General features: G+C 68.6%; 22 protein-coding genes. 4 read left to right on the top strand and 18 right to left on the bottom strand.

The window, feature by feature from the left end; all coding sequences use genetic code 11:
- Positions 1-18: 18 nt before the first annotated feature.
- The 9 genes from J2X20_RS25160 to J2X20_RS25200 all read right to left on the bottom strand — a co-directional run bounded on the left by J2X20_RS25160 (position 19) and on the right by J2X20_RS25200 (position 10,594).
- Positions 19-867: a citrate synthase family protein gene (locus tag J2X20_RS25160; RefSeq protein WP_310271364.1), complete on the bottom strand. Its 849-nt coding sequence runs from the start codon at positions 865-867 to the stop codon at positions 19-21.
- On the bottom strand, positions 864-1,661 hold the full coding sequence (locus J2X20_RS25165) for a citrate synthase family protein (RefSeq protein ID WP_310271366.1): 798 nt from the start codon (positions 1,659-1,661) through the stop codon (positions 864-866). The genes J2X20_RS25160 and J2X20_RS25165 overlap by 4 nt, the downstream gene beginning before the upstream one ends.
- Positions 1,658-3,490 carry a thiamine pyrophosphate-binding protein gene (locus J2X20_RS25170; RefSeq protein WP_310271369.1) on the bottom strand — a complete coding sequence of 611 codons (1,833 nt, stop codon included), beginning with the start codon at positions 3,488-3,490 and terminating at the stop codon, positions 1,658-1,660. The genes J2X20_RS25165 and J2X20_RS25170 overlap by 4 nt, the downstream gene beginning before the upstream one ends.
- A 267-nt stretch (positions 3,491-3,757) precedes the next feature.
- Positions 3,758-4,999: a M28 family metallopeptidase gene (locus J2X20_RS25175; RefSeq protein WP_310271372.1), complete on the bottom strand. Its 1,242-nt coding sequence runs from the start codon at positions 4,997-4,999 to the stop codon at positions 3,758-3,760.
- 34 nt (positions 5,000-5,033) lie between these two features.
- A complete protein-coding gene (locus J2X20_RS25180; RefSeq protein WP_310271375.1) occupies positions 5,034-5,924 on the bottom strand; it encodes a DUF6929 family protein in 891 nt (296 codons plus the stop codon).
- A gap of 222 nt (positions 5,925-6,146) precedes the next feature.
- Positions 6,147-6,626 carry a carboxymuconolactone decarboxylase family protein gene (locus J2X20_RS25185; RefSeq protein ID WP_310271377.1) on the bottom strand — a complete coding sequence of 160 codons (480 nt, stop codon included), beginning with the start codon at positions 6,624-6,626 and terminating at the stop codon, positions 6,147-6,149.
- A gap of 48 nt (positions 6,627-6,674) precedes the next feature.
- On the bottom strand, positions 6,675-7,625 hold the full coding sequence (gene sigJ / locus J2X20_RS25190) for an RNA polymerase sigma factor SigJ (RefSeq protein WP_310271381.1): 951 nt from the start codon (positions 7,623-7,625) through the stop codon (positions 6,675-6,677).
- Between the two features lie 57 nt (positions 7,626-7,682).
- Positions 7,683-9,488: a glycoside hydrolase family 9 protein gene (locus J2X20_RS25195; RefSeq protein ID WP_310271385.1), complete on the bottom strand. Its 1,806-nt coding sequence runs from the start codon at positions 9,486-9,488 to the stop codon at positions 7,683-7,685.
- Positions 9,485-10,594, bottom strand: coding sequence for a hypothetical protein (locus J2X20_RS25200; protein ID WP_310271389.1), 1,110 nt, complete (start codon positions 10,592-10,594; stop codon positions 9,485-9,487). The genes J2X20_RS25195 and J2X20_RS25200 overlap by 4 nt, the downstream gene beginning before the upstream one ends.
- Before the next feature lie 306 nt (positions 10,595-10,900).
- On the opposite strand from J2X20_RS25200, the gene J2X20_RS25205 reads away from it, so the two are divergent.
- The 4 genes from J2X20_RS25205 (at position 10,901) to J2X20_RS25220 (ending at position 17,124) form a co-directional block, all read left to right on the top strand.
- On the top strand, positions 10,901-12,151 hold the full coding sequence (locus J2X20_RS25205; protein ID WP_310271392.1) for an ROK family transcriptional regulator: 1,251 nt from the start codon (positions 10,901-10,903) through the stop codon (positions 12,149-12,151).
- 64 nt (positions 12,152-12,215) lie between these two features.
- On the top strand, positions 12,216-13,160 hold the full coding sequence (locus tag J2X20_RS25210) for a carbohydrate kinase family protein (RefSeq protein WP_310271395.1): 945 nt from the start codon (positions 12,216-12,218) through the stop codon (positions 13,158-13,160).
- A 5-nt stretch (positions 13,161-13,165) separates the two neighbouring features.
- Positions 13,166-14,404: an MFS transporter gene (locus J2X20_RS25215; RefSeq protein WP_310271398.1), complete on the top strand. Its 1,239-nt coding sequence runs from the start codon at positions 13,166-13,168 to the stop codon at positions 14,402-14,404.
- Between the two features lie 125 nt (positions 14,405-14,529).
- Complete coding sequence (locus J2X20_RS25220) at positions 14,530-17,124, top strand: TonB-dependent receptor (protein ID WP_310271400.1); 2,595 nt, start codon at positions 14,530-14,532, stop codon at positions 17,122-17,124.
- Here J2X20_RS25220 and J2X20_RS25225 read toward each other — a convergent pair.
- The 9 genes from J2X20_RS25225 to J2X20_RS25265 form a co-directional block, all read right to left on the bottom strand.
- Complete coding sequence (locus J2X20_RS25225) at positions 17,118-17,861, bottom strand: ankyrin repeat domain-containing protein (protein ID WP_310271403.1); 744 nt, start codon at positions 17,859-17,861, stop codon at positions 17,118-17,120. The two genes, J2X20_RS25220 and J2X20_RS25225, sit on opposite strands and share 7 nt — an antisense overlap.
- A 33-nt stretch (positions 17,862-17,894) precedes the next feature.
- Positions 17,895-18,404: a hypothetical protein gene (locus tag J2X20_RS25230; RefSeq protein ID WP_310271404.1), complete on the bottom strand. Its 510-nt coding sequence runs from the start codon at positions 18,402-18,404 to the stop codon at positions 17,895-17,897.
- Between the two features lie 56 nt (positions 18,405-18,460).
- Positions 18,461-20,041 carry a hypothetical protein gene (locus tag J2X20_RS25235; RefSeq protein WP_310271407.1) on the bottom strand — a complete coding sequence of 527 codons (1,581 nt, stop codon included), beginning with the start codon at positions 20,039-20,041 and terminating at the stop codon, positions 18,461-18,463.
- The gene (locus J2X20_RS25240; RefSeq protein ID WP_310271412.1) at positions 20,038-20,904 is read right to left on the bottom strand and encodes an ABC transporter ATP-binding protein; all 867 of its coding nucleotides are present in this window, start codon (positions 20,902-20,904) and stop codon (positions 20,038-20,040) included. Before J2X20_RS25240 ends, J2X20_RS25235 begins: the two co-directional genes overlap by 4 nt.
- Before the next feature lie 120 nt (positions 20,905-21,024).
- Positions 21,025-21,720: a phosphodiester glycosidase family protein gene (locus J2X20_RS25245; protein WP_310271415.1), complete on the bottom strand. Its 696-nt coding sequence runs from the start codon at positions 21,718-21,720 to the stop codon at positions 21,025-21,027.
- Positions 21,717-21,923, bottom strand: coding sequence for a DUF3820 family protein (locus J2X20_RS25250; protein ID WP_310271418.1), 207 nt, complete (start codon positions 21,921-21,923; stop codon positions 21,717-21,719). The genes J2X20_RS25245 and J2X20_RS25250 overlap by 4 nt, the downstream gene beginning before the upstream one ends.
- Positions 21,920-22,597 (bottom strand): response regulator, encoded by a 678-nt coding sequence (locus tag J2X20_RS25255; protein WP_310271520.1) that lies wholly within the window; start codon positions 22,595-22,597, stop codon positions 21,920-21,922. Before J2X20_RS25255 ends, J2X20_RS25250 begins: the two co-directional genes overlap by 4 nt.
- 17 nt (positions 22,598-22,614) lie before the next feature.
- Positions 22,615-25,305 (bottom strand): DUF4118 domain-containing protein, encoded by a 2,691-nt coding sequence (locus J2X20_RS25260; protein ID WP_310271420.1) that lies wholly within the window; start codon positions 25,303-25,305, stop codon positions 22,615-22,617.
- Positions 25,296-26,270 carry a magnesium and cobalt transport protein CorA gene (locus J2X20_RS25265; RefSeq protein ID WP_310271422.1) on the bottom strand — a complete coding sequence of 325 codons (975 nt, stop codon included), beginning with the start codon at positions 26,268-26,270 and terminating at the stop codon, positions 25,296-25,298. Before J2X20_RS25265 ends, J2X20_RS25260 begins: the two co-directional genes overlap by 10 nt.
- Positions 26,271-26,281 lie beyond the last annotated feature (11 nt).

Here is a 26,281-nt window from a genome sequence, read left to right on the forward strand (position 1 = left end):
AAGGGGATTCGGGCGCGATTATGAGTGGCGCGCCCGCCCCCTTTCGGACCAACTGCGGGGGGCTTGCCCCTCATAAATCACGTTCGCGCAGGGCATGGGCATCAGGGTGCCCTCGGGTTTCTCCGCAGCCTCGACGATGCAGGGCGGCATGCCGAGCAGGGTCTTGAAGACGTTGTAGAGCTGGTACTGCCGCGCCGTGAGGCCGAGGTCGGCCGCCAGCGCCGCGGTGGCGCCGGCGTAGTTCAGCTTCAGAAAGGGCTTGCGGCGCAGCAGGGCCTGCTCGACATCGAAGGCGAGGCGAAAGTGCAGACCCTCGGCCAGCCCCTCGCGCTCGGCCAGCGCCACCAGCGGCGGCAGCCGCTCGTCCGTCGAGCTCATGGGGCGGCCATAGCCGAGGATGCGACGCCGCTCCAGCAGCTCGGCGGCAACGATGTTCTCGACCGCATCACCCGCATGCCGCCGGGCGCCGGCGCGCAGGAAGAAGTCGATGGCGAAGAAGGCCGGGCCGCCGCCGAAGACGCGGGCCTCGCTCGCCGCAATGCCGGCCGCAAAACCCAGCGACGGCAGGCTGCGTGCGTTGGACGCCAGCGCAGCGACGCGGTTGTTCCACAGCCGCGTGTCCGGATAGCCCGTCAGGGCCCACATGCCGTCCAGCACGCGCAGCTCGTTGGCGGCGAAGCGCCGGCCGGTGATGCCGTACAGGAAGAGGTCCATGGAGCTTGCACCGGCCAGGTCGCGGTGCAGGTCCTGGCCGCGGAAGACGGCCCGCGCGCCCGGCCAGCACGCTCCGACGCGGGTGCGCAGCACATGGGCCTGGTCAGCCAGGGCGGCGGGTCCGAAACCCGGGTTGGGCCGTGCGGGGCTCATGCCGCCACCGCCCGCAGCGCCGGATCGTCCTGCAACTCCACCGGAGGGAAGGGAAAGCGCTTGTAGCCCAGGGCGCGCTGCTCCAGTGCATGCGCGGCCGCGCCCGGCAGGCGCAGCAGCAGATGCAGCATCTCGCCCTGGTCGGGGCTGAAGCCGAGGTCGGCCAGGGCGGCCGCGGCGACGCTGCTCATGGCCAGCGGCAAGCCGGCGGCGGCTTCGAGCGCCTCACGGTGCTCGGCCAGCCAGCGCAGCCGCTGCGCCAGCGGCTGCGCGGCCAGGCGCTCGAGCGCCTGCAGCACGATGCCCGGCACGCGCGGCGCATGCGGGTCGAAGCCGGCGGCGCGCTCAGCCGCAGGCCAGATCTCCAGCGGTCCCGGGCCGCCGTCCGCCAGACGTGCCTGCCAGGCCGCGAGGTCGGTCCCGCAATCAACCCAGCCCCTCATCGCGTCGAAGACATCCCGCGCGCCGCCCTGGCGGCCTGCGCCCACCGACAGCGCCGCCATCAGCGTGGCCGCGGCCGGCGCGCCGCCGGTGCCGCTGGCCATGGCTGCCTGCACGGAAGGATCACGCGGCCCGGGGTTGGCCAGGGTCACGGCCAGCATCTCCAGCAACTGGGTCTGCTCCGGCCAGGGCGGCTCCCCGGTGAACAGCAGGAAGAGCATCTCGACCCAGCCTGCCTGACCCAGCATTTCGCCATAGACGTCATAGCCGTGGCAGAAGGCGGCGCGCGCCGCAAAGGCGTTGTCAGGCTCCGCCTCCTCGCGCCAGATGCGCGTCGTCAGCGACGGGGTCATCGGGCCGTGCCCAGCGTCTTCATGCGCAGATTCATCGGCGGCACTTCCTCGCCATCGATGCGCACGTCCAGCAGCGTCGGCCCCTGGCGCGACAGCAGGGCCTCGAAGTCCAGCGCATCCAGGTCCTGCGGCGTGCGGATCACATGGCCCGGGATGCCCATGGCCGCGGCCATCATGGCGAAGTCGACCTTGGGCAGCTGGAAGCCGATGGGCTCGGCGCCGGCCAGGCGCTGGCCATGCTTGACCATGCCCAGGGCCCCGTCGTTCAGCACGACGTAGAGCACCGGCAGGCCGAGTTCGGCGGCCACGGTGATCTCCTGGCCATTCATCAGATAGCTGCCGTCGCCGGTCAGGCAGACGACCGGGCAGCGCCGGTTGGCCATGGCGATGCCGACGGCCGAGCCGATGGCCCAGCCCATGGGCGCGAAGTCCATGGTTACGCGCAGCCAGCTGGAGCTGCGGGTGCGCCTTTCCTTGCCGGCCGGCAGATAGGCGCCGCCAGGCATGCGGGCGCGCTGGTCATGCGGCGCCAGATAGTGAACCGCCCAGGCGGCGCTGTTGCCGGCGTCGGCGACGAAGCGGGTCTGCGGCGGGCAGCGTTCGCCCAGCGTGGCGACCAGACGCTGCGGCTTGACCGGCGCGCTGTCGCTGTGCAGGGCCTGGGGGCTGTCGACCATGGCCTCGTAGGCCTGGCGCGCTACCTGCGGATGCATGAAGGGCAGCAGGGCCGCGTCCTGCGGTGAGTTCAGCAGCGCGATGAGCTGCTCACAGACCGACTTGATATGGCCGCGCACATGCAGCCGGGCCATCTGCGAGCGCATCAGGTTCTCGTCGCTGTCATCCACATGGACGAGACGGCTGTTCAGCAGCGCGGCCGACCAGCCACCGCTGTTGAATTCGCCAAAGCCCGTGCCCAGCGCGATGACGAGATCGGGTTCGCTGGACAGCAGCTCGGCCGCGCTGGCGTGGCCGCCAAAGCCGAACACGCCACGAAAACGCGGGTGGCGCGGGTTGATGAAGCCCTTGCCGTCCGGCGTCGTGATGAAGGTCCCGTCGGTGCGCTGCACCAGCTGCATCAGCTCGTTGGCCGCTTCGCCGCAGCCGTCGCCGATCAGCCAGACCGGCTGGCGGGCCGAGAACAGCTGGCGGGCCAGCTGGCGCACGGCGGGCAGATCCACCAGGGCCGGCGCGCGGCGCAGCAGGCCGGCGAAGTCTGGGGTTTCCATGTCGCTTGAAATAGGGGCGCGAAGAATGTCCACCGGAATGGACAGATGGCTGGGCCCGCTGGGCGCGCGCTGGGCCTGCATCAGCGCATTGAAGAGCTTGGTGGGCAGCTGCTCGGCATGCGAGACCAGGGAGTTGTAGCGCGTGCAAGGCCGGAACATGGCCATGGTGTTGATGCCGGTGCAGCTGGATTCCTGCAGCGCGCCCTTGCCGAAGTTCTTGATCGGCGGCTGGCCGGTGATGACCAGCATGGGCACGTTGTTGTCATAGGCGCAGGCCACGCCGGTGATCAGGTTGGTGGCGCCCGGCCCCGAGGTGGCGATGCAGACGCCGAGCTTGCCGGTCTCGCGGGCATAGCCGTCGGCCATATAGGCCGCGCCCTGCTCGTTGCGGGCCACGACGGCCTGCGGGCCGCCGCGGCGGGCGCTGCGTGCCAGGGCGTTGTAGAGGGGTTCGATGGCGCCGCCCGGCACGCCGAAGACATATTCGACGCCGAGGGCGGCCAGGGCGTCGACCAGCAGATCGGCCGCATCGCGCACGGCAGGTTCACGCGCCGAGTCAGGCGCCTCGGTATAGAACGGGGCGAGAGCAGTGTTGGATTCCACGGGGCAGCAGACGATGGACACCGCGGCGGGCCTGAAGAGGCCCGCACGGCGTCGGGGGAAACAAAAGAGCCCACCGAAGTGGACTCACGGATGGCCGTGGGCAAAGCCCGGACGGCCTGCTCCCCCCTGCTGCGCGCTTGGGACCAGAGGCCCAGCGACGTCTAGTAGCCGCGCATGGAAACGGTTAGCAACTGCGCGATGGACAGGACTGTATCCATTTGAAACTTTTGTACATCCCCGCGAATGCGGGCGGAACGATGTCACGGGTCAAGGCTTGACCCTCGCGCCCGTAAGTTGGGCGACAGCCGCCAGTGTCGTCTGGGCCGCATTGAGGCCGAGCAGGAAGTCCTTGTCGGTGTAACTGGAGAACAGATCCGTGGGCTGATGCCAGTGCGGATTCCAGCCCGCGCCGATCTGCTGGCCGCGCTCGTTTTCGCGCAGCGAGATGGCTGGCACCTCGTCCATGAAGGGCGTGGAGTCGGTGTTGGTCATGTGGAATCCCACCGCCGCCGGATAGTTCGTCGCGTATTTGTCGTTCGCGGCGCGGAAATGCCAGGCCAGCTTGGCCGCGCCGTCCGCGAACTTGGCCGTGGACTGGTATTCGATGTTGACATCGGCCTCGGCGCGTTGCTCCTTCGGAGCCACGTAGAACGGCTGACCCTTGGCGTCCAGCACCGGCTTGCCGTTGGCGTCCAGCTTGGCCACGGGCATGCCGTGGTCGAACATCATCATGTCGTGCTGGATCATGCCCAGCCACCTGGGCTCGGGGTATTTGCCGGAGCCCTTGGGTGACTCGATGCCCTGCAGGCCCTTGCGTTGCTCGACATAGGCAGAGGCGCCGTTCAGCCCGGTCTCCTCGTTGTTCCACAGCACGAAGCGGATGGAGCGCTCCGTGGTCACGCCGGGCAGGCTGAAGATGCGCGCCAGCTCCATGACCAGGGCCGTGCCCGAGCCGTTGTCATTGGCCGCCTCGCCCCAGCCTATGCCGTCCATGTGGGCGCCGACGATATACATCTCGTCGGGCCGGGTCGTACCGACCTTGGTGCAGTAGACGTTTTCGCGCAGGCCGGTGCCCTCGGGCGTGGGCTCCTCGTTCAGTTTGCGTAGCCGCTCATCCGGCTGGGCCAGGGGGTCGGTGTTGACGCCGATGGGGGCGCGCTTGCCGAACAGGGTGCTGCCGCCCTGCCCGGCTGGGCCACCGGCCAGGGGCGCGCGCGGCGCGGCCGGGTTGCGCTTGGCGGGCTCGGTGAATTGGTACTGCAGCCTCTCGGTGTTCGTGCAGCCATAGCTCTTCAGCTGCGTCTCGATCCAATCCAGGGCCGCGCGGTTGCGCGCCGTGCCCTGGCGCCGGTCGCCGAACTGGGTCAGGCCCTTGATGGTGGCCTTGTACCTCTCGAGGTCGAGGTGATGGACCAGCGTGACGACGGGGTCGGCCGCTTCGGCGGTTTGTGCCTGAGCCAGGCCGGTGGTGGTAATCAGCAAGGCAGCGGCAACAGTCTTGACAGCCATGGGATAGCGGCGTGGAGTTGGCCAGGCGCGCATCCTAGGCCGGAAGCGCCAGGCTCGCCGACAGCAACAGGGCCGGCGCGTTGCGATCGTCGGGGTCGGTCACCATCAACAGGCGCAGCCATCCGTTATCGAGGCTGGCCGCAATGCCTTCGGCCTTGCATCGCAAGGACAGGGGCAACAGCGCGAGCAGGCGCCCATCGGCAGCCACGACGCCGACGGCTGATCCCCGGCAGGGCCCGTCGGCGTAGTTGTCATCGGTGGCCTCGGCGGCAGCGCAGAACACCCAGCCTCCGGCGGCCAGGGCGGTGCCGTCGGTGAAGCAAAGAGGCACGCCATCGATGTCGCCCAGCTCAACCCGGGCGCTGGAGACCGGCGCAGGCACCTCCCCGCCGCGCAGCCAGGATTGCACGGCCGGCCAGTCGAAGCCGATCACCACATTGGCCGGCTCGGCTGCATGGCCCCGCTGCAGCAGATGCAAGCGCCCCGCGCTGACAAAGCCGCCCTCGATGTTCAGCTGCGCATGCCTGGCCCGCAGCGGCTCGTAAAAGGAGGAGAGATCGATCTCCAGGGCCGGCCCTTGCAGGCCGCCCGCAGCGTCGATCGCAAGCAATGCAGCGCGCTGGCGCTGTGGGCGCGATCCCGAGCCCAACGCCAGCAGCGCGCCGTGGGGAAAAGCTTCGAAGGGCGGCAACTGCACCAGCGCCTCCAGATCGGGCTTGGCCACCTTGCGCGCTTTGGGCTCCATCGGCAACTCACCGTCGAAAAGCCGATGCAGCGAACCCGCCCCCGTGGCGCCAAAGATGCCGAGCTGATGCTCGTCATCGGCAACGACGAACATCTGCTGCCCGACGCAGACCAGCCCACTGGCGGCGCTGAGGTGGCCGGATCCCAGCGTCAGCGTCCGCACCACCTCGACATCCAGCATCCCAGCTCCTGCAGCAGTGGCAGCGATGCTAGCCGCGCCGCCACAGGTCAGCTCAGGGATTCCCTGGTCTTGTCATCTCACTTTGCGCGCGCAGTTGGCGGCCCATGTTCTTCTTCCGTCACCCCAAGCCCGTCGTGGACTCTCGACCCGTGGCCGAGCAGTCCGTGCAGGTCAAGGCGCCCGTCCTGCCCGGCTTGACCGAACTGGTGGCGAGCGACCGCCTCAGTTCAGCCCGGCCTTGTCCAGGCCAAACATCTTGTCCGCCGAGCCCGGCACATTGCGCACCGCCACATTCATGCGGTTCCAGCCGTTGATGGCAGCGACGCGCCAGGTCAGCTCGGACAACTCCTCGGGGGAGAAATGCTCGCTGACCTCGGCGTAGGCGGCGTCCGAGACTCCCTCGGCCGGGATGCGGGTCAGCAGCTCGGTCCAGGCCAGGGCGGCGCGCTCCTTGGGCGTGAACAGCGTCGACTCGCGCCAGATGGCGACATGGTGCAGGCGCAGCTCGCGCTCGCCATGCATCTTGGCCTGCTTGACGTGCATGTCCAGGCAAAAGGCGCAGCCGTTGAGCTGGGAGGCGCGGATGTCGATCAGCACGGCCAGGGTCTTGTCCATGCGGAAGGCCATGCTGAAGTCCAGGTACTTCTTGGACAGGTCGGCGGACTGGCGGAAGTAGTCGAGGCGGGCAGTGTGCGTGCTCATGGCGATGTCCTTGGGTGGGGTGGGCCGGCAAAATCGCCGGCCTCACACTCAAGACGGATCAGCCGCGGCGTTTGTGACACGCATCCTGATCCCACCGAGCTTGTCGGGGTTGCGCTGGATATAGACGGCCCCCACCTGGCCCGGCTCGGCCGACGGGGCCAGCGCAATGGTCTGCACGAGTCGACCGCCGTTGCTGTCGTCGAGGATGAGCAGGCCCGGCAGGCCGTTGACGACCGCCGGCACCAGGCGCCAGGACGCGCTGGTGGGCAGTTGCGCAAAGCCGATGAAGGTGCGCGCGATCTGGGCGCCGCCATGCAGGGGCTTGGGCACGGCCGCCACCTTGCCGCCGCCGTCGGCCATCATGACGGCGTCCTCGCTGAGCAGCTGGGCCAGGGCCGACACGTCCTGGCTGCGCACCGCGTCCATGAAGGCGTGGACCAGGCGATCCGCCTCCTCCTTGGCCACCTCGTGCCGCGCATAGTCGGCCTTGATGTTCTTGCGTGCCCGGCTGATGAGCTGGCGGCAGGCCGCCTCGCTGCGGTCCAGGTGGCGGGCGATCTCGTCATAGTCGAGGTCGAAGACGTCATGCAGCAGAAAGGCCGCGCGCTCCAGCGGCGACAGGCGCTCCAGGGCCAGCATGAAGGCGATGGACACGTCCTGGGCGAACTCGGCCTGTTTCTCGGGGCCGGGCGCCCAGCCGAACAGCGCTTCGTCTTCCAGCATGGGCTCGGGCAGCCAGACGCCCACGTAGTGCTCGCGCTGCACCGCGGCCGAGCGCAGCTTGTCCAGGCAGAGATTGGTCACCAGCCGCGACAGGAAGGCGCCCTCATGCTGGACGGCGCTGATGTCCACCTCGGCCCAGCGCAGCCAGGCCTCCTGAACGATGTCCTCGGCCTCGGCGCGCGAGCCGAGCATGCGGTAGGCCAGGGCGCGCAGGCGGCGCGCATGGTCGCGGTCAAAGCGCAGGGCGCGGGCGGTGGGCGAAAGGTCGTCGGTCATGGCGGGAGTTTCGGGGTTCAACCCCCTCCTGACGCAACAGCCCCCACGTTTGTGACATCAGCGCGCTGTTTCCACCGCCGCCAGCAGCATCCAGGTCGAATGCGGGATCCACTGCTCCACCCAGCGCCACTGGGCGTCGTCCGGCCCCGGCCCGAAGGCGATGCCTTCGCCGGTGTCGCTGTCCGCAGCACCCGTGATGCCATTGGAGATGCCGCCGGCAAACATGTCGCCTGCGCTCGACGGCACGGCCGGCGGGTTGCGCTTGCCGAAGCCATAGAGCATGGAGATGCCATAGGGGTTGCGGCCCAGGGTCCAGTCGAGCTGGCTCTGGGCATAGCCGGCCCAGCCTTCCGGCATGGCGGCGCCGAGGGCGCGGCGGCCGGCCGCCATGGCCGTCGCCAGCGAAGCCAGGCGGGCGCTCTCGCCCTGCCACCAGTAGCCGGTCTCGTTCTTGTGGGGCATGAAGAAGCCTTCGAGGACGGGACCTTCGGCTTTGCCATTGGGCGCAAGCTGGAAGGCCTGGCGCGCATAGCCATAGGGGTTGGAGACGCGCTGGGTGATGGTGATCTCGTTTTTCAGGGCCGCAGCGATGGCGTTGGTGGTCCGGTCACGACGCGCCTGCTGGGTCTCGATGGCCAGATAGTGGGTCAGGCTCAGCGCCGGCAAACCCGCTTCGACCGCGTGGTAATAGGGCCGTGCATCGCCATCGCTGACAAAGCCGCCGGCGGCGGTCTGACGCCTCATCAGGCTTTCCGCACGCAGACGGGCGGCGTCCAGGAAGCGCAGCTCGCGTGTCGCGTGGAAGAGCTCGACCGCGGCCATCAGCGCCGTGTAGTCATCGATGATGTTCTCGACGCCATTGGCCGTGTACCGGGCATTGAACTGCTGCAGATGGTCGAAGGCCTTCACCGCATCGGCCAGATAGGTGGCACCGCTGAACTCACCCTGCCGGCCCGACTGCTTGGCGAGCAGCGACGCCCGCGCCAGCGCCGCGATGGCCATGCCGCCACCCGCACGGTAGGCCGAGCGGTAGAGCTGGGTGTACTTGCCCTCCTCACCCTCATAGCCGACGACCATGCGCTCGGCCTTCTCATCGCCCCACCGATCGAACACCGTGGTGTAGAAATAGCCCTCGGCGTCGAGGATGCGGTGCAGATAGTCGGCGCCCCAGAGGGCCTCGTCCTCGGCGCGCTTGAGCAGCCCGGCGCGGCGGTAGAGGTCGCTTGAGGCGTGGGCCGTGTAGGCCAGCACCCAGGCCGCCATCGAGGTCTGCTGCGGGTTGAAGAAATTGGCGTAGCCGAGGTGGGACAGATACTTGCCCGTGTCGCCGCCGGCGTCCTTCCAGCCGCCATGCACATCGGCGAAGCGGTCCGTCTCGAAGATGCGGATGTGGCTGTCTCCCTTGCCGGTATGGCGGCTGCGGTGGAAGTAGTCCAGCGTCCTGTCGGCAATGGTCGTGAACAGGGCCTGGTCGCGCACGCGCACGGGCGCCGAGACCGCGCGCTTGCCACCGAGCGTGGCTTCGACACGGTAGACGCCCGCCTTCTCGATGGCCGAGAAGTCCACCTCGAAATAGCGCCTGCCCGCACCCCAGGCCGAGAAGTCGGGCAAGGCCTTCAGCTCGCCCTGGGTGACGACCTTGGCGCCGGCCAGTACGCGGTAGCGCCCGGCCTGGGCCGGGCCCGTGGACTCCACGACGGCCTTCTTGGGGCCGACGCGCTCCAGCGCCACCTGGTTGATCTGCACCAGCAGGGGCTCGGTCGGCAACTGCACCGAGACGGTCGTCACCGGGGCGGCCGCCTCAGCGGCCACGGCCAGCGGCAAGCCAGCCATCAGGGCCGCCGCCATCAGGATGTGCTTCATTGCCATGCCATGTTCTTGGACCACTTGATGCCCGAGGTCGGGCATTTGCCGCTGTTGTTCGGGTAGCTGCTGTTGATGACGGAGTTGACCGTGCTGACGCTGTTCATGGCCGGGTTCTTCTTGTAGATGTCCAGAGCCATGCTGGCACGCCAGCAGTTGCCCGCATCGTCGCCGAGGCTGCCGGACTTGAGCCAGCGGATGTATTGATCGGTCAGATAGGTGGCGAAGCAGGTCTCGTTGCTCATGCTGCCGCAGTTGCCGGCGTTCTTGACCGAGGTGAAGGCCGACACGCTGCCGATGGAGCCGGTGTTGACCTGGACCTGGAAGGCCAGGCCGACGAGGTTGTATTTGTCGAAGGCCGTGAAGCCGATGCCCTTCAGCGCACTCAGCACCGGCAGCAGCTTGTCGTTGTTGATGTGCGCGTAATGGCTCATCACATACTTGTCCTGCTGGGTGTCGAAGGCCGATTGCAGGGCCTTGCAGATCTTGGTCAGGGCCGCGCGTTTGGTCGAGTTGGAGCGGCTGAGGTTGGGATAGGGATCGAGCTGGGAGTCATCGGCCTTGAAGTTGCTGGCCGACACGCCGGTGACCTGCACGCCCCAGTTCTTCATGTCGGCGTTGGTCGCGCCCGTCTTGCCCAGCACATAGGGCGCGAAGGCATTCTTGAAGTAGTCGGGGAAGTCGCCCACCGTCGTCACGCCGACCGGGCCGAAGGTGTTGCCGCGGTAATCCGAGATGCCGACGCTGGCCTCGTAGTCCACCTCGCAATAGCGCCAGGGGCCGACGTCCTGGTAGTTGGTGGTGCCGTTCTCCGGATAGGCATCCATGCTGAGCACGGCCTGCCACTGGGCGACGGTCAGCTTGCGGTTCTTGTCGAAGACATTGCCCCAGACGCGCGAGTCGCCGACCGGGATCACGCCGCTGGCGGCAGCGGGCTGGACGGCCGTGACCAGGGCCTGGCCGCTGGCGGTTTCGGTCTTGGTGTAGAGCCAGCCGTCCTGCACGAAGGCCGTGCTCTTGGCGGCATTGCTGCCGGCCGCGACAGCGAGCGAAGACAGGCTCAACAGGGCGAGGGCCGCACAGGAGCCGATCCGGAGTGATTGCATGTTTGTTGCCTCAACGAAGTCGTGTGGCGATGGAAGAGCCACGGGTTGTGGATGCCCACGAGCGACGCATGCCGCCGGCGAGGAGCGCAACTTCACTGCTGGATGCGCCGGGCCAGACCTCGTCCCTCCAACGGGACCATGGGGCGCGAATGTAGGGCCGTAAGATGCGCATCGTCAATATTTAAATCCAATGGTTGTATAAATTTATTTCAAACGCTTCCGCCAACGGCGCCGCGGCCTCGGCCAGAATCGGCGCCTGACAGCCAGCCCACCTATCATGGGCACCAAGAAAGCGCCGCCCGCACGATGAGAACCACCGGCCGAGGAGCCACCCAACAGTCCAGCGCCCCCTTCAACCGCCGCGTGGTGCTGGACTTCATCCGCCAGCAGGGCGCCGCCTCGCGCAAGGACATCGCCGACATGGTGTCGCTGAGCCCCCAGACGGTGGCCAACATCACCAACGACCTCGAGGCCATCGGCCTCATCGTGTCGCGGCGCCAGAAGGTCGACAAATCGCGCGGCCAGCCGCCCATCGCCTTCGAGCTGAACCCGCAGGCCGGCAATGCCATCGGCATCAGCCTGGAACCCGGCCGGGCCTCGGCCGCCCTCGTCAACCTCGTCGGCGAGATCCGCAGCCGCTGTGAGGTCGAGATGGACACCAGCGACCGCCAGCAGATGCTGGCCGCCATGCTGCAGCTGGTGGCGCGCCTGCGCCGCGAATCGACCGAGCGCCTCTGGGGCATAGGCATCGCCCTGCCCGGCCCGCTGGGCCACACCGACATCAGTTTCATCGGCCCGACCGCGCTGGAGGGCTGGAACGACCTGTCGGTGCTGGAGGAACTGGGCGAAGCCACCGGCCTGCCCCTTTTCTACCGCGTCGACAGCGTTGCCGGCGCCCTGGGCGAGACCCTGTTCGGCGTCGCCAAGCACCTGGACGACTTCTTCTATCTGCATCTCGGGCTGGGCCTGGGTGGCGCCCTGGTCATCGGCCGCTCGGCCTATCCCGGCGCCGACGGCAATGCCACCGAGATCGGCCATGTGCCCATCGTGCCCGGCGGCACGCCCTGCTACTGCGGCAACCGCGGCTGCCTGGAGCGCTATGTGTCCATGCACTCCCTGGCCGAGGCCCTGGGCGTCAGCGACCACGATGTCTGGACCCTGGATCTCAGCGCACGCCTGCAGCAGCCCGGCGACGAGGCCCTGCACCGCTGGTGCCGCCAGGCGGCCGACCGCCTGCGCGACGCCGTCTGCATGATCGAGAACATGCTGGACCCGCGCTCCATCGTCATCGGCGGCTCGGCGCCCAAGGTGCTGGTGGAGCATCTCGTCGCACTCGCCCTGCCCTGGCACCGCTCGGTGCGCGGCGGCGTGGCCGCACCCGAGACCCGCATCGTGCTGTCCGACCGCCAGGACGATTCCTCCATCCTCGGCGCCGCCGTGCTGCCCATCTACGAGATGCTGTCGCCACGCCTGGAAGTACTGCAGCAGGATCGCCGCGGCGACCTCGACGTGGGCGAATTGCTGGGCCACCGCTCCTCCGCCAGGCGTACCGGATAAATATTTCAATCCACTGGATTTATTTATTGACACCGCTTCCGGTGGGCTCCTATAGTCGGCGCCCATGGACACGGATAGAGCTCTTTTTTCTTCCCCTCAGCTCAGCATCGTCGGAGACGTCGGCGTCGATCTGGTGCTCGGTTCCCTGGAAGCCTGGCCCAGCATCGGCACCGAACTACTGATGCCGCGCAGCGAGTTGCGTGCCGGCGGCTCCGGCGCCAATGCCGCCCTGGCCGCCCGCCATATCGGCCAAGCCACCCATCTCATCTCGGCCGTCGGCAACGACCATTTCGGCCACTGGCTGGCCGAGCAGTTCAGCGGCATCCGCACGAACCTGGAGGTCTGCGACCGCGAAACCACCATCTCGGTGGGCCTGATGCACAGCTGTGGCGAGCGCAACTTCTTCACCACCCACGGCCATCTGCAGCAGCTGTCGGTGCAGCATGTGCTCAAGCATCTGCACTTCACGCCGGCGCCGTCCATCGCCCTGTTCACGGCGCCCTTCCTGCTGCCCCATCTGCGCGTCCGCTATGTCGACCTGCTGGCCGAGGCGGCCTCGCGCGGCTACGCAATAGCGCTGGACACCGGCTGGCCGCCCGAGGGCTGGGACCGCGACGAGGTGATGAGCTGGCTGCCCCACTGCGACCACCTGCTCATCAACGAGCTGGAGGCGCGCAGCATTGCCGGCACCGAGGACCTGGACGCGGCCCTGGTGCTGATCGCCCGTGCGCTGAAGCCGCAGGCCAGCCTGGTCGTCAAGGTCGGCGCACGCGGGGCCCTGGGCTTCGAGGGCGGCCGCCGCGTCGAACACGACGCCGAGCCTGCCGACATCTTCGACACGATCGGTGCCGGCGATGCCTTCAATGCCGGTTATCTATCGGCCCGCCTACGCGGCGCCCATCTGGCCGAGGCCCTGGCGGCTGGCTGCCGCACAGCCCGAGCCATCCTGTCGCGCTTCCCACGGAAAACGATTCGCGCCGGCGAGTTCGCTGACTGCATCGCCGCCTGAACGCCATGAAGCACCGCGCGCTGATCGTCGGCTACATCCTGCTGATCTGGTTCGTGATCTCCTTTGTCACCAACCTGATCGGCCCGCTGATGCCGATCATCATCCAGGACTTCAAGCTCAGCCTGGGCCTGGCGGGCTTCCTGCCCTTCTCCTTCTTCCTGGCCTATGGGCTGGTGTCGGTGCCGGGCGGCATGCTGGTGGAAGCCAAGGGGCCGCGGCTGACCATATTGGTGGCCTTTGTGCTGAACCTGGCCGGCTCCCTGGCCATCGCCCTCTGGCCCAGCTATGGCACGGCCATCGCCGGCCTCTTCGTCATCGGCCTGGGCATGGCCCTGTTGCAGGTCGTCGTCAACCCGCTGCTGCGCACGGCCGGCGGCGAGGCCCATTTCGCCTTCTTCTCGGTGATGGGCCAGCTCGTCTTCGGCCTGGCGTCCTTCCTCAGCCCCTGGGCCTTCCAGTTGCTGATGGAAAGGCCCGGCGCGGCTGGCAGCCCGCTGGTGTGGGTAGCCTTCTACTGGATCTTCACCGCCGGCTTCGTCGCCCTCATCCTCGCCAACCAGACCCTGCCCCTGCCGCAGGTCGAGCTCAAGGACGACGAGCGCGCCGGCGGCTGGTCGGCCTACCGGGAGCTGCTGGCGCGGCGTGACCTGCGCCTCTTCTTCCTCGGCATCCTGGCCTATGTCGGCACCGAGCAGACCCTGGCCAACTGGATGTCGCAGTTCCTGGCGACCTATCACGGCATCTCGGCCACGGCCGAAGGGGCGGATGCGGTGGCGCGCTTCTGGGGCCTGATGTCGCTGGGCTGCCTGCTCGGCCTGGTGCTGCTCAAGCTGCTGGACTCGCGCCTCGTGCTGGCCGGCTTCACGGTGCTGGCCATGGGCTGCGTCGGCATCGCGCTGTTCGGCCCGGCGGCAGCGTCGCTGTGGGCCTTCCCGGCCTCGGGCTTCTGCCTGTCGGTGATGTTCTCCATCGTCTTCTCGCTGGGCCTGAATTCCGTGCCCCGCCACCATGGCGCCTTCTCGGGTGTGCTGTGCACCGGCATCCTCGGCGGCGCCATCGTGCCCCTGTTGGTGGGCGTGCTCGGAGACGCCATCGGCCTTCGCACCGCCATGACCACCGTCTTCCTGACCCTGGCCTACATCCTGAGCGTCAGCGCCTGGGCCAGGCCATTGGTGCGCAACGAGACCGTCTCGCTGGCGCAGCTGCTGTCCCAGACCAAACCCAAGCCCAAACCCGAGGCCTGAGTTTCTGACTCAAACACGCCGTGGCTTTCGGGCCAGGACGGTGGCCGCCCATACATAGACACAAGGAGCCGAGAGCGATGAGAACGAACCGAGCTGGATTCCAAAAAACCATCACCGCCACCGCCGTGAGCCTGCTGGCCGGCGCGGCCTTCGCGCAAGAGACGGCGCCTGCGACGGACAAGGACAACGCCAGGAACGAGCTGCCCACCGTCACCGTCAGCGCGACGCGCGTCAACTCCAACCTGCTGAAGACGCCGGTCGCCGTCACCGCCATCACGCAGGAGGCGCTGAGCCGCGAAGGCATCCACGACGTGCGTGGCCTCTCCGGCAGCGTGCCCAATCTGCAGATCTCCTCGGGCGCCGACTCCGGCATCCAGATCAACATCCGCGGCGTCGGCTCCACCAACTTCACCGAGATCGGCGACCCCGCCGTCGGCCTGCATGTCGGCGGCCTGTATTCGCCCCGCCCGCAAGGCGCGCTGGCGCTGATGTTCGACCTGGAGCAGGTCGAGGTGCTGCGCGGCCCGCAGGGCACCCTCTTCGGCCGCAACTCCACCGGCGGCAGCGTCAACATCATCCCGGCCAAGCCCGAGTTCGGCTCCACCTATGGCAATGTCGAGACCGACTTCGGCAACTACCGCAAGCGCCAGATCAACCTGATCCAGAACATCGCCGTCAACGACAGGTTCGCGCTGCGCGCCACCGTCAGCAAGGTCAAGCGCGACGGCTGGATCAACCAGCAGCAGGACTTCTACGACGTCAACCTCCCCGAGCACGGCTTTGTCGCCGACGGCATCCCCGACGTCGACCAGCGCCGCAACACCCTCGTCTCCAAGAGCAAGTACTACTACAACCGCGACGAATGGGCGGCGCGCATCGCCGGGCGGCTCAAGCTTGCCGACAACGTCGAGTGGCTGCTGGCCTACGAGAAATTCCAGAACAACGGCGCCGGCGACGTCGCGATGAAGGACTGCGACATGGCGGCCGGCACCGCCTTCGCCTGCACCGGCGGCAAATGGGACGTCAAGATCAACGTGCCCGGCAAGACGGACATGTCGATAGACACCGTGCGCTCCAACCTGGTCTGGAACCTCAGCCCCAGCAGCAGCATCGAATACGGCTTCGCCTTCGCCAACCAGAAGCGCACCCAGCAGTCCGACGATGACGGCGGCTACCACCCCATCGCCAGCCAGGTGACGGCCAGCCTGCCCGTCGGCCCCGACGGAGACTGGGGCACCTGGCCCGTCAGCGACATGACCTCGTTCACACTGGGCTCGACCTACAAGTCCAGCGTGCACGAACTGCAGTTCAAGCACCACAGCGACACGCTGCAGCTCGTCACCGGCCTGTTCTGGATGCACGAGAAGAACGCCATCGACTACGCGCAGGAGCAGCTGGTCACGGCGCCCTACGGCTTTCCGACCAGCCAGTTCTATCACCAGCCCGACCGCCAGATCGACGCCAAGGCCGTCTTCGCCCAGGCCGACTGGAAGTTCACGCCGACCTGGACGGCCACGCTGGGCGCCCGCTACAGCTTCGACAAGAAGACCGACAAGGGCGGCCAGGTCTTCGGCGGCTGGGACGGCTCCCCGCCCGCCTATTACAACGGCCTCTTCCATCCCGGCACGCCGGGCGAGCCGGGCTTTCGTGCCCACAACGGCCGCGACCTGACCGAGCAGATGGGGCCCTTCGCCGGCACCGCGGCCTATGCCGAATGGGGCCCGCCGGCCGGCAACGACAACTCGCAGAGCTGGAAGAAGATCACCTACCGCCTGGGTCTGCAGAAGCAGCTGACGCCGCTGGACATGGTCTACACCTCGCTGTCCACCGGCTACAAGGCCGGCGGCTTCGGCGACAAGGACGACCGCTGCGGCGGCCACGACTGCGTGGACGGCCCGGCCGGCCCGCAATACACCTTCTTCCCCTACAAGCCCGAGACCGTCACCAACTTCGAGATCGGCTACAAGGGCCTGATGCTGAACAAGCGCCTGAGCCTGTCGGCCACGCTGTTCTTCAGCCGCTACAAGGACATGCAGGTCACGGGCGACAACTTCGCCTCGCGCATCAAGCGCACCGAGCCCTGCCTCGAAGAGAACCCGACCTGCGACATCGTCACCAAGTGGCAGACGGTCAACGTCGGCGTCGTCAGCATCCCGGGCATCGAGCTGGAGGTCGACTACAAGCCCTGGTCGGGCGCGCGCCTGGGCGCCTTCTTCAGCTACATCAACAGCAAGATGAAGGACTACCCGTCCTACAGCGACACCTGGAACTGCGGCGTACGCGCCGAGGTGGGCGCGCCCGCCTGCCCCGAGCCCTACAACGGCCCCGTGCGCGAGCTTGCCGGCCGCCAGATCCTGGACATCACCGGCCACCACCTGCCGCTGTCGCCCAAGTACAGCTTCGGCATCAACTTCGCGCAGAGCTTCATGTTCGGCGAGGGCTGGGAGCTGACACCCTGGGTCAATCTGAAGTGGCAGGACAAGATGTACTTCACGATGCTGAACCTGGACAACGCGCACATCTCCGACGGCCAGAAGGCCTTCACCAAGATCGACGCCAGCCTCAAGCTGCAGGCGCCCAAATACTGGCGGGCCGAGCTCTATGTGCTGAACGCGACCAACAAGATGACCAAGAACGCGGTGCAGGACGGCGGCGGTTTCGTGCGCGCCTACTGGAACGACCCGCGCACCTACGGCATCCGCGTCGGCATCGACTACTGAAGATAGCGGTTCGGCACATTGGCGAGCCGCGGCGCGGGCCGCTGCTGGGCCGCCAGCAGCTCGGCGATGTTGGCGTAGACATCGGCCTCGGCCCGGTGCATCTGCGGCAGCAGGCCGAGCTGGGCGTAGGACAGCGGCGTCACGTCGTAGCAGACCGTCTCCCAGTCAAAGCCCCGGCCCCAGGTGATGCCGCGCAGGCGCACATCGGCGCGCGCGCCGGCGGCCAGCAGCAGGCGCATGACGGGTGCCGAGCGGTTGGCGTTGGAGTTGACAGTGTGGAAGAGCGGCGTCTGGCCATTGAGGCCATCGGCATCGACAGCGGCCGCCGCGTCCGGGTCGGCGCCCAGGGCCAGCAGGCGCTCGGTCACGGCCACATGGCCGTACTCGGCCGCCACATGCAGCAGCGTCGCGCCGTCCAGCGGCGTGAAGGTGCAGCGCATCTGCGTGCGGTGCCGCAGCAGCGCGGGATGGGCCGCCACGGCGGCGGTCAGCGCACCGGCGTCGTTGAGCAGCACCGGCGCGAGGCTGGGATCGTCGAGCACGCCGCCGCGCTCCAGCAGCAGTTGCAGGCAGGCGGGAAAGCGGTCCGAGCGGAAATACATCTCGAGCAGCTGATTGACCACGCTGACGCCGTCAATGCTCGAAGCGGCGTCAAAGCCGGCGTCGAGGACCGCGCGGATCTCGTCGACATCGTGCGTCTCGAAGGCACTGAGCAGGCGCTCGTGGATGGCGTTCATGGCTGCGGCTCCCGCTGGAAGCGGCCATGCTACTCAGGGACAGCGCACAAACATGCCCTGCACCGTGCATTGCCCCCGCGGCCCCACCAGCCCGGGGCCGACGCGCGTCAGCGTGCTGCCATCGTTGGTGAAGCAGACGGCCGCGGTGCAATGGGTCACCATGACCGGCGGCTCGACGCGCGGCAGCGTCACCGGCGGCACCGCAGGCTGAGGCGAGCGCGGCATGGCCATGCCCGGTCGAACGGATGCCTCGGGCACGACCCAGCTGTGCTGGGACGGTGGTGGCGACGTGGTGAGCCCACCCAGGCAGGCGTCGGCCACACGCTTTCGCAAGGGTTGCAGGCGCGCGGCGACGGATTGCTGGCGCTGCTTGTCGGCGGGCGTTGCGGCCGGGGACGACGCGCCCGCCACGATGGCGTCTTCTGCGTCCTCCAGGGCCTGCACGGCGGTGCGGCAGGGGGCCGACCGGGGCAGTTCGTCGGCCGGCGCCGCAGCGCACAGCGACGCCAGGGCAAGAACAAGGAGGCGGTGTTTGGCGACCATGGCCTTGCTATCTTGCGCCTTTCCCCTGCGCCCCGCTGTAGGCCGCGGCCTTGGCCTCAGGTCCGACGCAGCCCGGGCCCCGCCAGCAGGACCGCGAAACCCAGCACACCCGCCAACGCATAACCCGTCGCGCTGGCCACGCTCGCCGCACCCGCCAGGCCCAGCAGGTCCAGGGCCGGAATGCCGACCTTCTGCAGGTCAAGGTAGAGGGCGAACAGGAAGAGGGCCAGGAAGGTGCGCGAGCCCTGCGTCAACCGACCCAGCAGCGCGGCGGCGGCACTGAGGAAGAGCAGCCCCGCGACGCAGGCCAGGGCCAGCAGGGGCGCCGCGCTGCAGATGCGCAGCAGCCCCGGCAGCACGAGCATCAGGCCGAGGCCGAAGGCCGCCAGGGCCTGGCGCCAGCCCCGCTCCCAGGCACCACCCGGTGTGGCACTGGCCAGGGCCAGGGTGCCGCTCTGCAGGTCGCGGGAGCTGACATCGGACACGGCCAGGCCCCAGGCGCACAGCGTCGCGGCCAGCAGGCCGGGCAGGGCCTGCGCCGGCGCCACACCACAAGCGACGGCGCCCGCCAGCAGGGTCAGGGCCAGCAGCGGCTGGCTCAGCAGCACCAGGGCCACATCCGCCAGCCAGCGGCCCGGCAGACCCGGCAGGCGCGCACTGGCACGCAGCAGCAGACCGAGGGCGAAAGACAGGGGCTTGAGCAGCGGGCGCAGCAGCCATTGCAGGCCCTGCACGAGGCGCCAGCGGCCGTTCGGGTTGCGCAGCTTGACGCGGTCGGGTGCGTAGCGATGGAAGAGCATCACCGCCGGCACCAGCGGCAGCAGCGCCACCAGCATGGAGCCCACGCGCAATGCCACCAGCTCCGAGGTCCACAGGCCTTCGGGCATGTGCAGCAGGGGCAGCGAGGCATCGAAGGGCGAGCCGCCGACGCTGATATGGCTCACGTCCATCAGCCGGCTCACGCCCACCAGCAGCGGCGACATGCCGTTGACATCGAACAGCTGCCAGCCGCTCAGGTGCACGGCACCGCCCTGCCCCAACAGGGCCGGGATGAAGGCGAACTGGACCATCCACAGCAACCAGTACAGCGCATCACCGCGCTTGGCGCTCAGCGGCAGCCAGGCATCCGCCAGCACGGCCAGACTGGCGCACAGCATCAGCCCCGGCGCCAGCCCCAGCACCAGCATCTGAAGATAGGGCAAAGGCTGCAGCGGCCCCTCGCCGCGTACCAGCTGCAGCACCCACACCGTCAGCATGACGACAGTGCCCAACGAGAACAGGAAGCCGAAGGCGCCCAACCAGCGCGCACCCAGCAACTGGGCGCTCCCCACCGGCGTGGCGGCCAGCACACCGGCGGCGCCGCAGCGCAGGTCCTCCTGCGTCCGACCACGCGCCAGGTAGAAGCCCGCCAGGCCGAGCAGCAGGGAGGCGATCAGATTGGTCGCGAAGGCCAGGGCCTGGCTCTCGTAGGCAATGCGCTGCTTGTTCACCACCATCATGGCGCTGCCGCTGCCCGGGTCCAGCACCATCAACCAGCTGATGCCCACGACGGCCAGCAGGATGACGAGGCTGCTGACGCGACGGCTGCGCAGCCGCCATTCGTTCAGCACCAGGGCCTTGTAGAGGGAAGTGTTCATGCGGCCTCCCGCGCATCGGCATAACGCTGGGCCATCAGGGCCTCCTCCAGCGTGGCATTGGCCGGCTCCGCCTCGGCAAAGGGGCGCGAGGGATGGGCCATGCGCACCTGCACGCGGCTGCCCTGGGGCTGGGCCTGCAGCACCTGCACATGGCCCTTCAGTGCCTCGTAGTCGGCCGGCGCGAGCTGGGCCGTCCAGACCTTGCCGACGGCACGCGCGATGACGGCCTCGGGCGTCTCGAAGGCCACCAGGCGGCCCTGGCGCATGACGGCCAGGTGGGTCGCCATGTTCTCGATGTCCGACACGATGTGGGTCGACACGATGACCAGGCGCTGGCGGCCCAGGTCGCCGAGCAGGTGGCGAAAGCGCAGCCTCTCCTCGGGGTCCAGGCCCGCCGTCGGTTCGTCGACGATGAGCACATCGGGGTCGTTCAGCAGGGCCTGGGCGATGCCCAGGCGCTGGCGCATGCCGCCCGAGAAGCCGATGGCGCGGCGGTTCGCCTGCTCGTGCAGGTTCACCAGCTCCAGCAGCTGCTGCAGGCGCTGGCGGTCGCCGACCCCTTTGAGGGCCGCGAAATACTGCAGGAATTCCAGCGCCGTCAGATGCGGATAGACGCCGAAGTCCTGGGGCAGATAGCCCAGGCGCTGGCGCATCAGCTCGGGTTTCGCGCCGATGTCCTGGCCCTCCAGCAGGATGCGCCCACGGGTCGGCTTCATCAGCGTCGCCAGCATCTGCATCAGCGTGCTCTTGCCCGCGCCGTTGTGGCCGATCAGGCCGACCACTCCAGGCTTCAAATCAAGCGATACGTCCTCGACGGCATTGAATTTTCCATAGCTCTTGGTGACGTTCTGGATCTGCAGCATGGCCGCTCCTCATCTTGTGATGGGGTGCAGACTAGAGACGCGACGCGCGTCGGCCAACGCGCTTGCGACAGACCGTAGAGGGCGCGGTTCAGGCGGGCAAAACCGCGGCCTGGGCCGGCGTCACTCGACGATCGCCAGCAGCGGCCCGAGCTCGCTCCAGTGGTCATTGCGCCCGAGGCGGGGCGAATAGAGGCTGGACACGGCGCCGTCCAGATAGAGGGCATCCTGGCAGTGCAGCGCATCCCGGAAATAGCTGGCGAACTCGTACAGGGTGACGGGCTTCTCGGTGATGACGAAGAGGGCTTGCGAGCCGGCGGCGCAGACGCCGTTGCGGATGTAGCGCGAGGCCGAATTGGGGCCCAGTGCCGGATGGATCTGGCCCTGCTTCAACAGCAGCGGCCCGGATTGCGTGGCCAGGCGCACGCCCTCGCGCAGCGCCGGATAGTCCAGCGCGTCGATGACCCGCGGTCCCTGGGCATCGACGAGGAAGACGCCATTGGGCTTGAGGAAGAAATTGCCCTGGCCGCTGGCCAGATTGAGAGGCGCGATCTCGCGCCCGTCGATGACGAGCAGGCCGACGGGGCTGGCGTCGGCGTGATACATGCCGGCGTTCATGCCGAAGGCCAGGGTCCTGCCCTGCCCTTTCAGCCAGGCGGCCAGGCGGTCCAGCCGCCTCAGGGGCTTGTCGGCATCGTCCCGCCAATAGAGGCGCAGCTTCTCGGCCTCCACCCGGACGACGGTGTAGGTGGCATCCCCTTCCGCACGGCTGTTCAAGCCGATGAGGGCGAAGCCCAGGCCCAGCAGGACCCGCTTCACCGCAGGGGCCTCAGCAGCTCGCGCAAGCCGTTGATGTCCATCTCATGCATCAGCGCCAGCAGCCGCCCGATCTCGCCCTTGGGAAAGCCCTCGCGCGCAAACCAGGCCAGGTAGTTGCTCTGCAGGTCGGCGATGCGCGTGCCCTTGTGCTTGCCGAAGGGCATCTCGGTCTTCACAAGCTTGAGCAGGTCTTCCGGATTCATGTCTTGAGCCGATAGCCCACGCCGGCCTCGGTCACCAGCCATTGCGGCCGGTTCGGGTCGGCCTCGAGCTTCTTGCGCAGATTGGCCATGTGCACGCGCACATAGTGCACATCCTCGGCATGGCCCGGACCCCAGACGGCCTTGAGCAGATGCTGGTGGGTCAGCACGCGGCCCGGCGCCATGGCCAGCTCCTGCAGCAGGCGGTATTCGATGGGCGTCAGGTGCAGCTCCTCGCCGGCCTTGCTGACCGTGCGCAGGGCGCGGTCCAGGGCGATGTCGCCGAAACGCAGCACCGGGTCGGTGTCGTGCCCACCGCCCCCATTTCCTCGAGTGAAGCGACGCAGTTGCACGCGCACGCGGGCCAGCAGCTCGGCCACGCCGAAGGGCTTGACGAGGTAGTCGTCGGCACCGGCATCCAGGGCCTGCACCTTGCGCTCCTCGCCCTCGCGGGCCGACAACACGAGGATGGGCGCCTGCGACCAGCCGCGGAACTCGCGGATGAAGTCCAGGCCGTCGCCGTCGGGCAGGCCCAGGTCCAGTACGACGAGTTCGGGGCGGCGCGTGGCCGAATCGATGAGGCCGCGTTGCAGCGTCACCGCCTCGAAGACCTCCAGGCCCTCGCTCTCGAGCGCCATACGCACGAAACGCCGGATCTCCGGCTCGTCCTCGATCATCAATACGCGGGCGGCGCTCACTCAGGTTTCTCCGCCGGAGGCTGACCGAGAGGAAGCTCGATGCGGACACAGGCGCCACCGGTGGCCGAATTGTGGGCGCTGATGCGCCCGCCATGCGCCTCGACGATGGCCTTGCAGATGGCCAGGCCCAGGCCCACGCCGGGCGTGGCACTCTCGCGGTCGCCGCGCTCGAACTTGTCGAAGAGCTGGGTCTCGCGTCCGGCCGGGAAGCCCGGGCCGCTGTCGGCCACGTCGATCTCCACATGCCGGCCGGCCGTGCGCGCCGTGATGCGGATGCCGCCCTGCGAATACTTGGCCGCGTTCTCCAGCAGGTTGACGAGGACGCGCTCGACCAGCACCGCGTCCAGCTCGACCAGCGGCAAGTCGGCCGGCAGCTCCACGGCCACATCGCGACCCGCCAGCACCTCATCCAGGCTGGCCAGGGCGCTGCCCACCACTTCCTGCAGCGGCAGCCAGTGGCGGTTCAGCTGCACGGCTCCGGATTGCAGCCGCGCCATGTCCAGCAGATTGCTGACCAGGGCGCTCATGCGCAGGGCCGAGCGGCGCATCGCGTCGGCCACCTCGGCCTGCTGGTCCCGCAGCGGCGTCAGCTTGAGCGCATCCGCCAGGCCCACCAGAGCCGCCAAAGGCGTGCGCAGGTCGTGCGAGATGGCCGTCAGCAACGAGTTGCGCAGCCGCTCCGACTCGATCTGCAGCGTGCTGTGCTGGGCCACCTCGATGTAGTGGATGCGCTCCAGCGAGATCGCCAGCAGGGCCGCGCAGGTGTCCAGCAGCTCGCGCTCCTCGGGCGACCAGCGCCGCCCCTTCCCTTCGACGGCGAGCACGCCGCGCAAGCGCATCGGTGCGGTCAACGGCAGCATCAGGCAGGGGCTGGCCGGCAGGGTGTCGGTGCCCTGCCCTGCGGCCTGGCCATGGTCGAAGGCCCATTGGGCGACGCCGAGATCGGGCTGGATGCCCGCCCCCGGCAGCAGGACCAGCACCTCGCGCCCGGGCGACGCGCCCAGCGGCGGCGCCAGCACCGCCGAAGCGACGCCGAACTCGGCGCGCAGAAAGCGTGTCGCGATCTCGGCCACCTGCTCGGGCACCAGGGCGGCGCCCAGGTCGCGCGACATCGCGTACAGGCCACGCACGCGGCGCTCGCGCTCCTGGGCCGCGCGTGCCTGGGACTGCAGGCCGGCTGCGAGTTGCCCGATGACCAGGCCCACCAGCAGCAGCACGGCGAAGGTGACGAGGTATTGAGCGTCGCCCACGGCGAAGGACCAGCGCGGCTCGACGAAGACGAAGTCGAAAGCCGCCACGCCCAGCAGGGCCGTCAGCGCCGCCGGTGCACGGCCGAAACGCAGCGCCACGCCGACGACGTTGAGCAGATACAGCATCGCGATATTCGTCGGCGCGATGAAGGCCAGCAGCGCCTGGGCGACGAAGGTCGTCAGGCCTACGCCGAGCAGGGCCGCCGCGTAGCCGCGCAGCGCGTGCGGCGCGAGCAGGCCGCGGGCCTGCAGCACCGGTGGTTCGCGCTCGCGGGAGACCGTCGGCAGGGCCACCTGGAGCACATCCATTTCCTCGGCAAGATGATTCAGGGCCTCGGCCAGCGACGGCCGCCCCGGCCAGCGCCAGGGGCGTTCGCGCCGGCCCACGACCAGGCGCGACAGGTTGTGCTCGCGTGCGTAGCCGACGAGGGCCGCGGCGGCCTCGGGCGCCGACAGCACCGCCGTGCGTGCGCCCAGCGACTGGGCCAGCTCAAGCGTGCGCTGCACGCGCTGCCGGGCAGCGTCGCCCAGTGCCCGCGCCGTCTCCACATGCACTGCATGCCAGTCCAGGCCCAGCGCTTTCGCCAGCCGGGCAGCGCTGCGAACGACCTTGTCGCTGGCCGCGCTCGACCCCACGCAGGCCAGCAGGGACTCGCGATTCGGCCAGACCGCGGCCCTTCCCAGGTCCGTGTGCTCGCGCCGGTAGGCCTGCATCTGGTCATCGACGCGGTCGGCGGTGCGGCGCAGGGCCAGCTCGCGCAGGGCCAGCAGATTGCCCTTGCGGAAGAAGTTCTTCGCCGCCCGCTCGGCCTGCTGCGGCAGATAGACCTTGCCCTCCTTCAGGCGCTGCAGCAGCTCGTCCGGCGGCAGGTCGACGACGACGACCTCGTCAGCCGCGTCGAAGACCTTGTCGGGCAGGGTCTCCCAGACGCGGATGCCGGTGATGCCGCCGACGACGTCGTTGAGGCTCTCCAGGTGCTGCACGTTCAGCGTCGTCCAGACCTCGACGCCGGCCTCGCACAGCTCCTGGGCATCCTGCCAGCGCTTGGCATGGCGCGAGCCCGGCGCATTGCTGTGGGCCAGCTCGTCCAGCAACAGCACGTTGCCGGCTTGCCCACGCCCCCAGGCCAGGGCCGCGTCGAGGTCGAACTCGCGCAGCGTCTGGCCGCGGTGGTCGATGTCCTTCAGCGGCAGGCGCTGCAGATCGCGCGCGATGGCCTCGGTGTCGGCCCGCCCATGCGTCTCGACCACGCCGACGCGCACCGCCCGGCCCTGCTTATGAGCTGCATGCGCGGCCGCCAGCATGGCGAAGGTCTTGCCGACGCCGGCATTGGCGCCAAAGAAGATCTTCAGCCGGCCACGTCTCGCCGCAGCCTCCTCGCGCTGGACCTTGGCCAGCAGTTCGTCGGGATCGGGTCGCGCGTCCGTCACAGCCACTTGAGATGCTTGAAGCGCCAGTACAAGGCACTGCTGACCAGCACGATGGCACCCAGGGCCATCGGATAGCCGAACTCCCATTTCAGCTCGGGCATCTTCTCGAAGTTCATGCCCCAGATGCCGGCCAGGGCCGTGGACGCGGCAAAGATGGCGGCCCAGGCGGCCAGGCGCTTGGTGACCAGGGATTCGTCGATGGTGACCAGGGTCAGGTTGACCTGGGTCGCCGCGATGATGGTTTCGCGGGCGGCGTCGATGCTGGCCTGGATGCGCAGCAGATGATCGTAGACGTCGCGGAAGTAGTCCTGCAGGGCCTTGCAGACGACGGGCACACGCCCCCCATGCAGCTTGGCCGACACCTCCAGCAGCGGCGTGACGGCGTGGCGCAGCGTGGCCAGGCGCTGCTTCAGGCCGAACAGCCGCTGCACGACGGCCTGACGGTCCTGGTGGGGCCGGAACATGGTTTCCTCCAGCTGCTCCAGTTCGGCCTCGATGGCGTCCATCAACGGGAAATAGCGGTCGACAACGGCATCCATCAGCGCATAGAAGACGAAACCCGGCCCCTGGCGCAGCAGATCGGGCTCGCGCTCGGCGCGGCCGCGCACGCCGAGGAAGCCCTGGTCGCTGCGGTGGCGCACCGACACGATGAAGCGCGCGCCGACGAAGACATGCACCTCGCCGACCTGCAGCTCGCCGTCCGGCCCTCCCTCGAGCAGGTGCATGGCCGCGAACAGCATGTCGCCGTATTCCTCGACCTTCGGCCGCTGATGGCCCTTGCGGGCATCCTCGACGGCCAGGGCCGGCAGGTTGAGCTCGTGCTGCAGGAGGTGCAGCTCGTCGTCGGTCGGGTCGCGCAGGGCGATCCACACGAAGCCGGTCTGCCGCGCCTCCAGCGCCTCGGACACACCGTCCAGGCCAGGCTCGGCCACCATGCGGCCATCGTCGTATACGGCACTGTTGATCAGCATGGCGTTGCGCG

The sequence above is a fragment of the Roseateles saccharophilus genome (genome assembly GCF_031458095.1).
In the GTDB taxonomy this organism is placed as follows: domain Bacteria; phylum Pseudomonadota; class Gammaproteobacteria; order Burkholderiales; family Burkholderiaceae_C; genus Pelomonas; species Pelomonas saccharophila_A.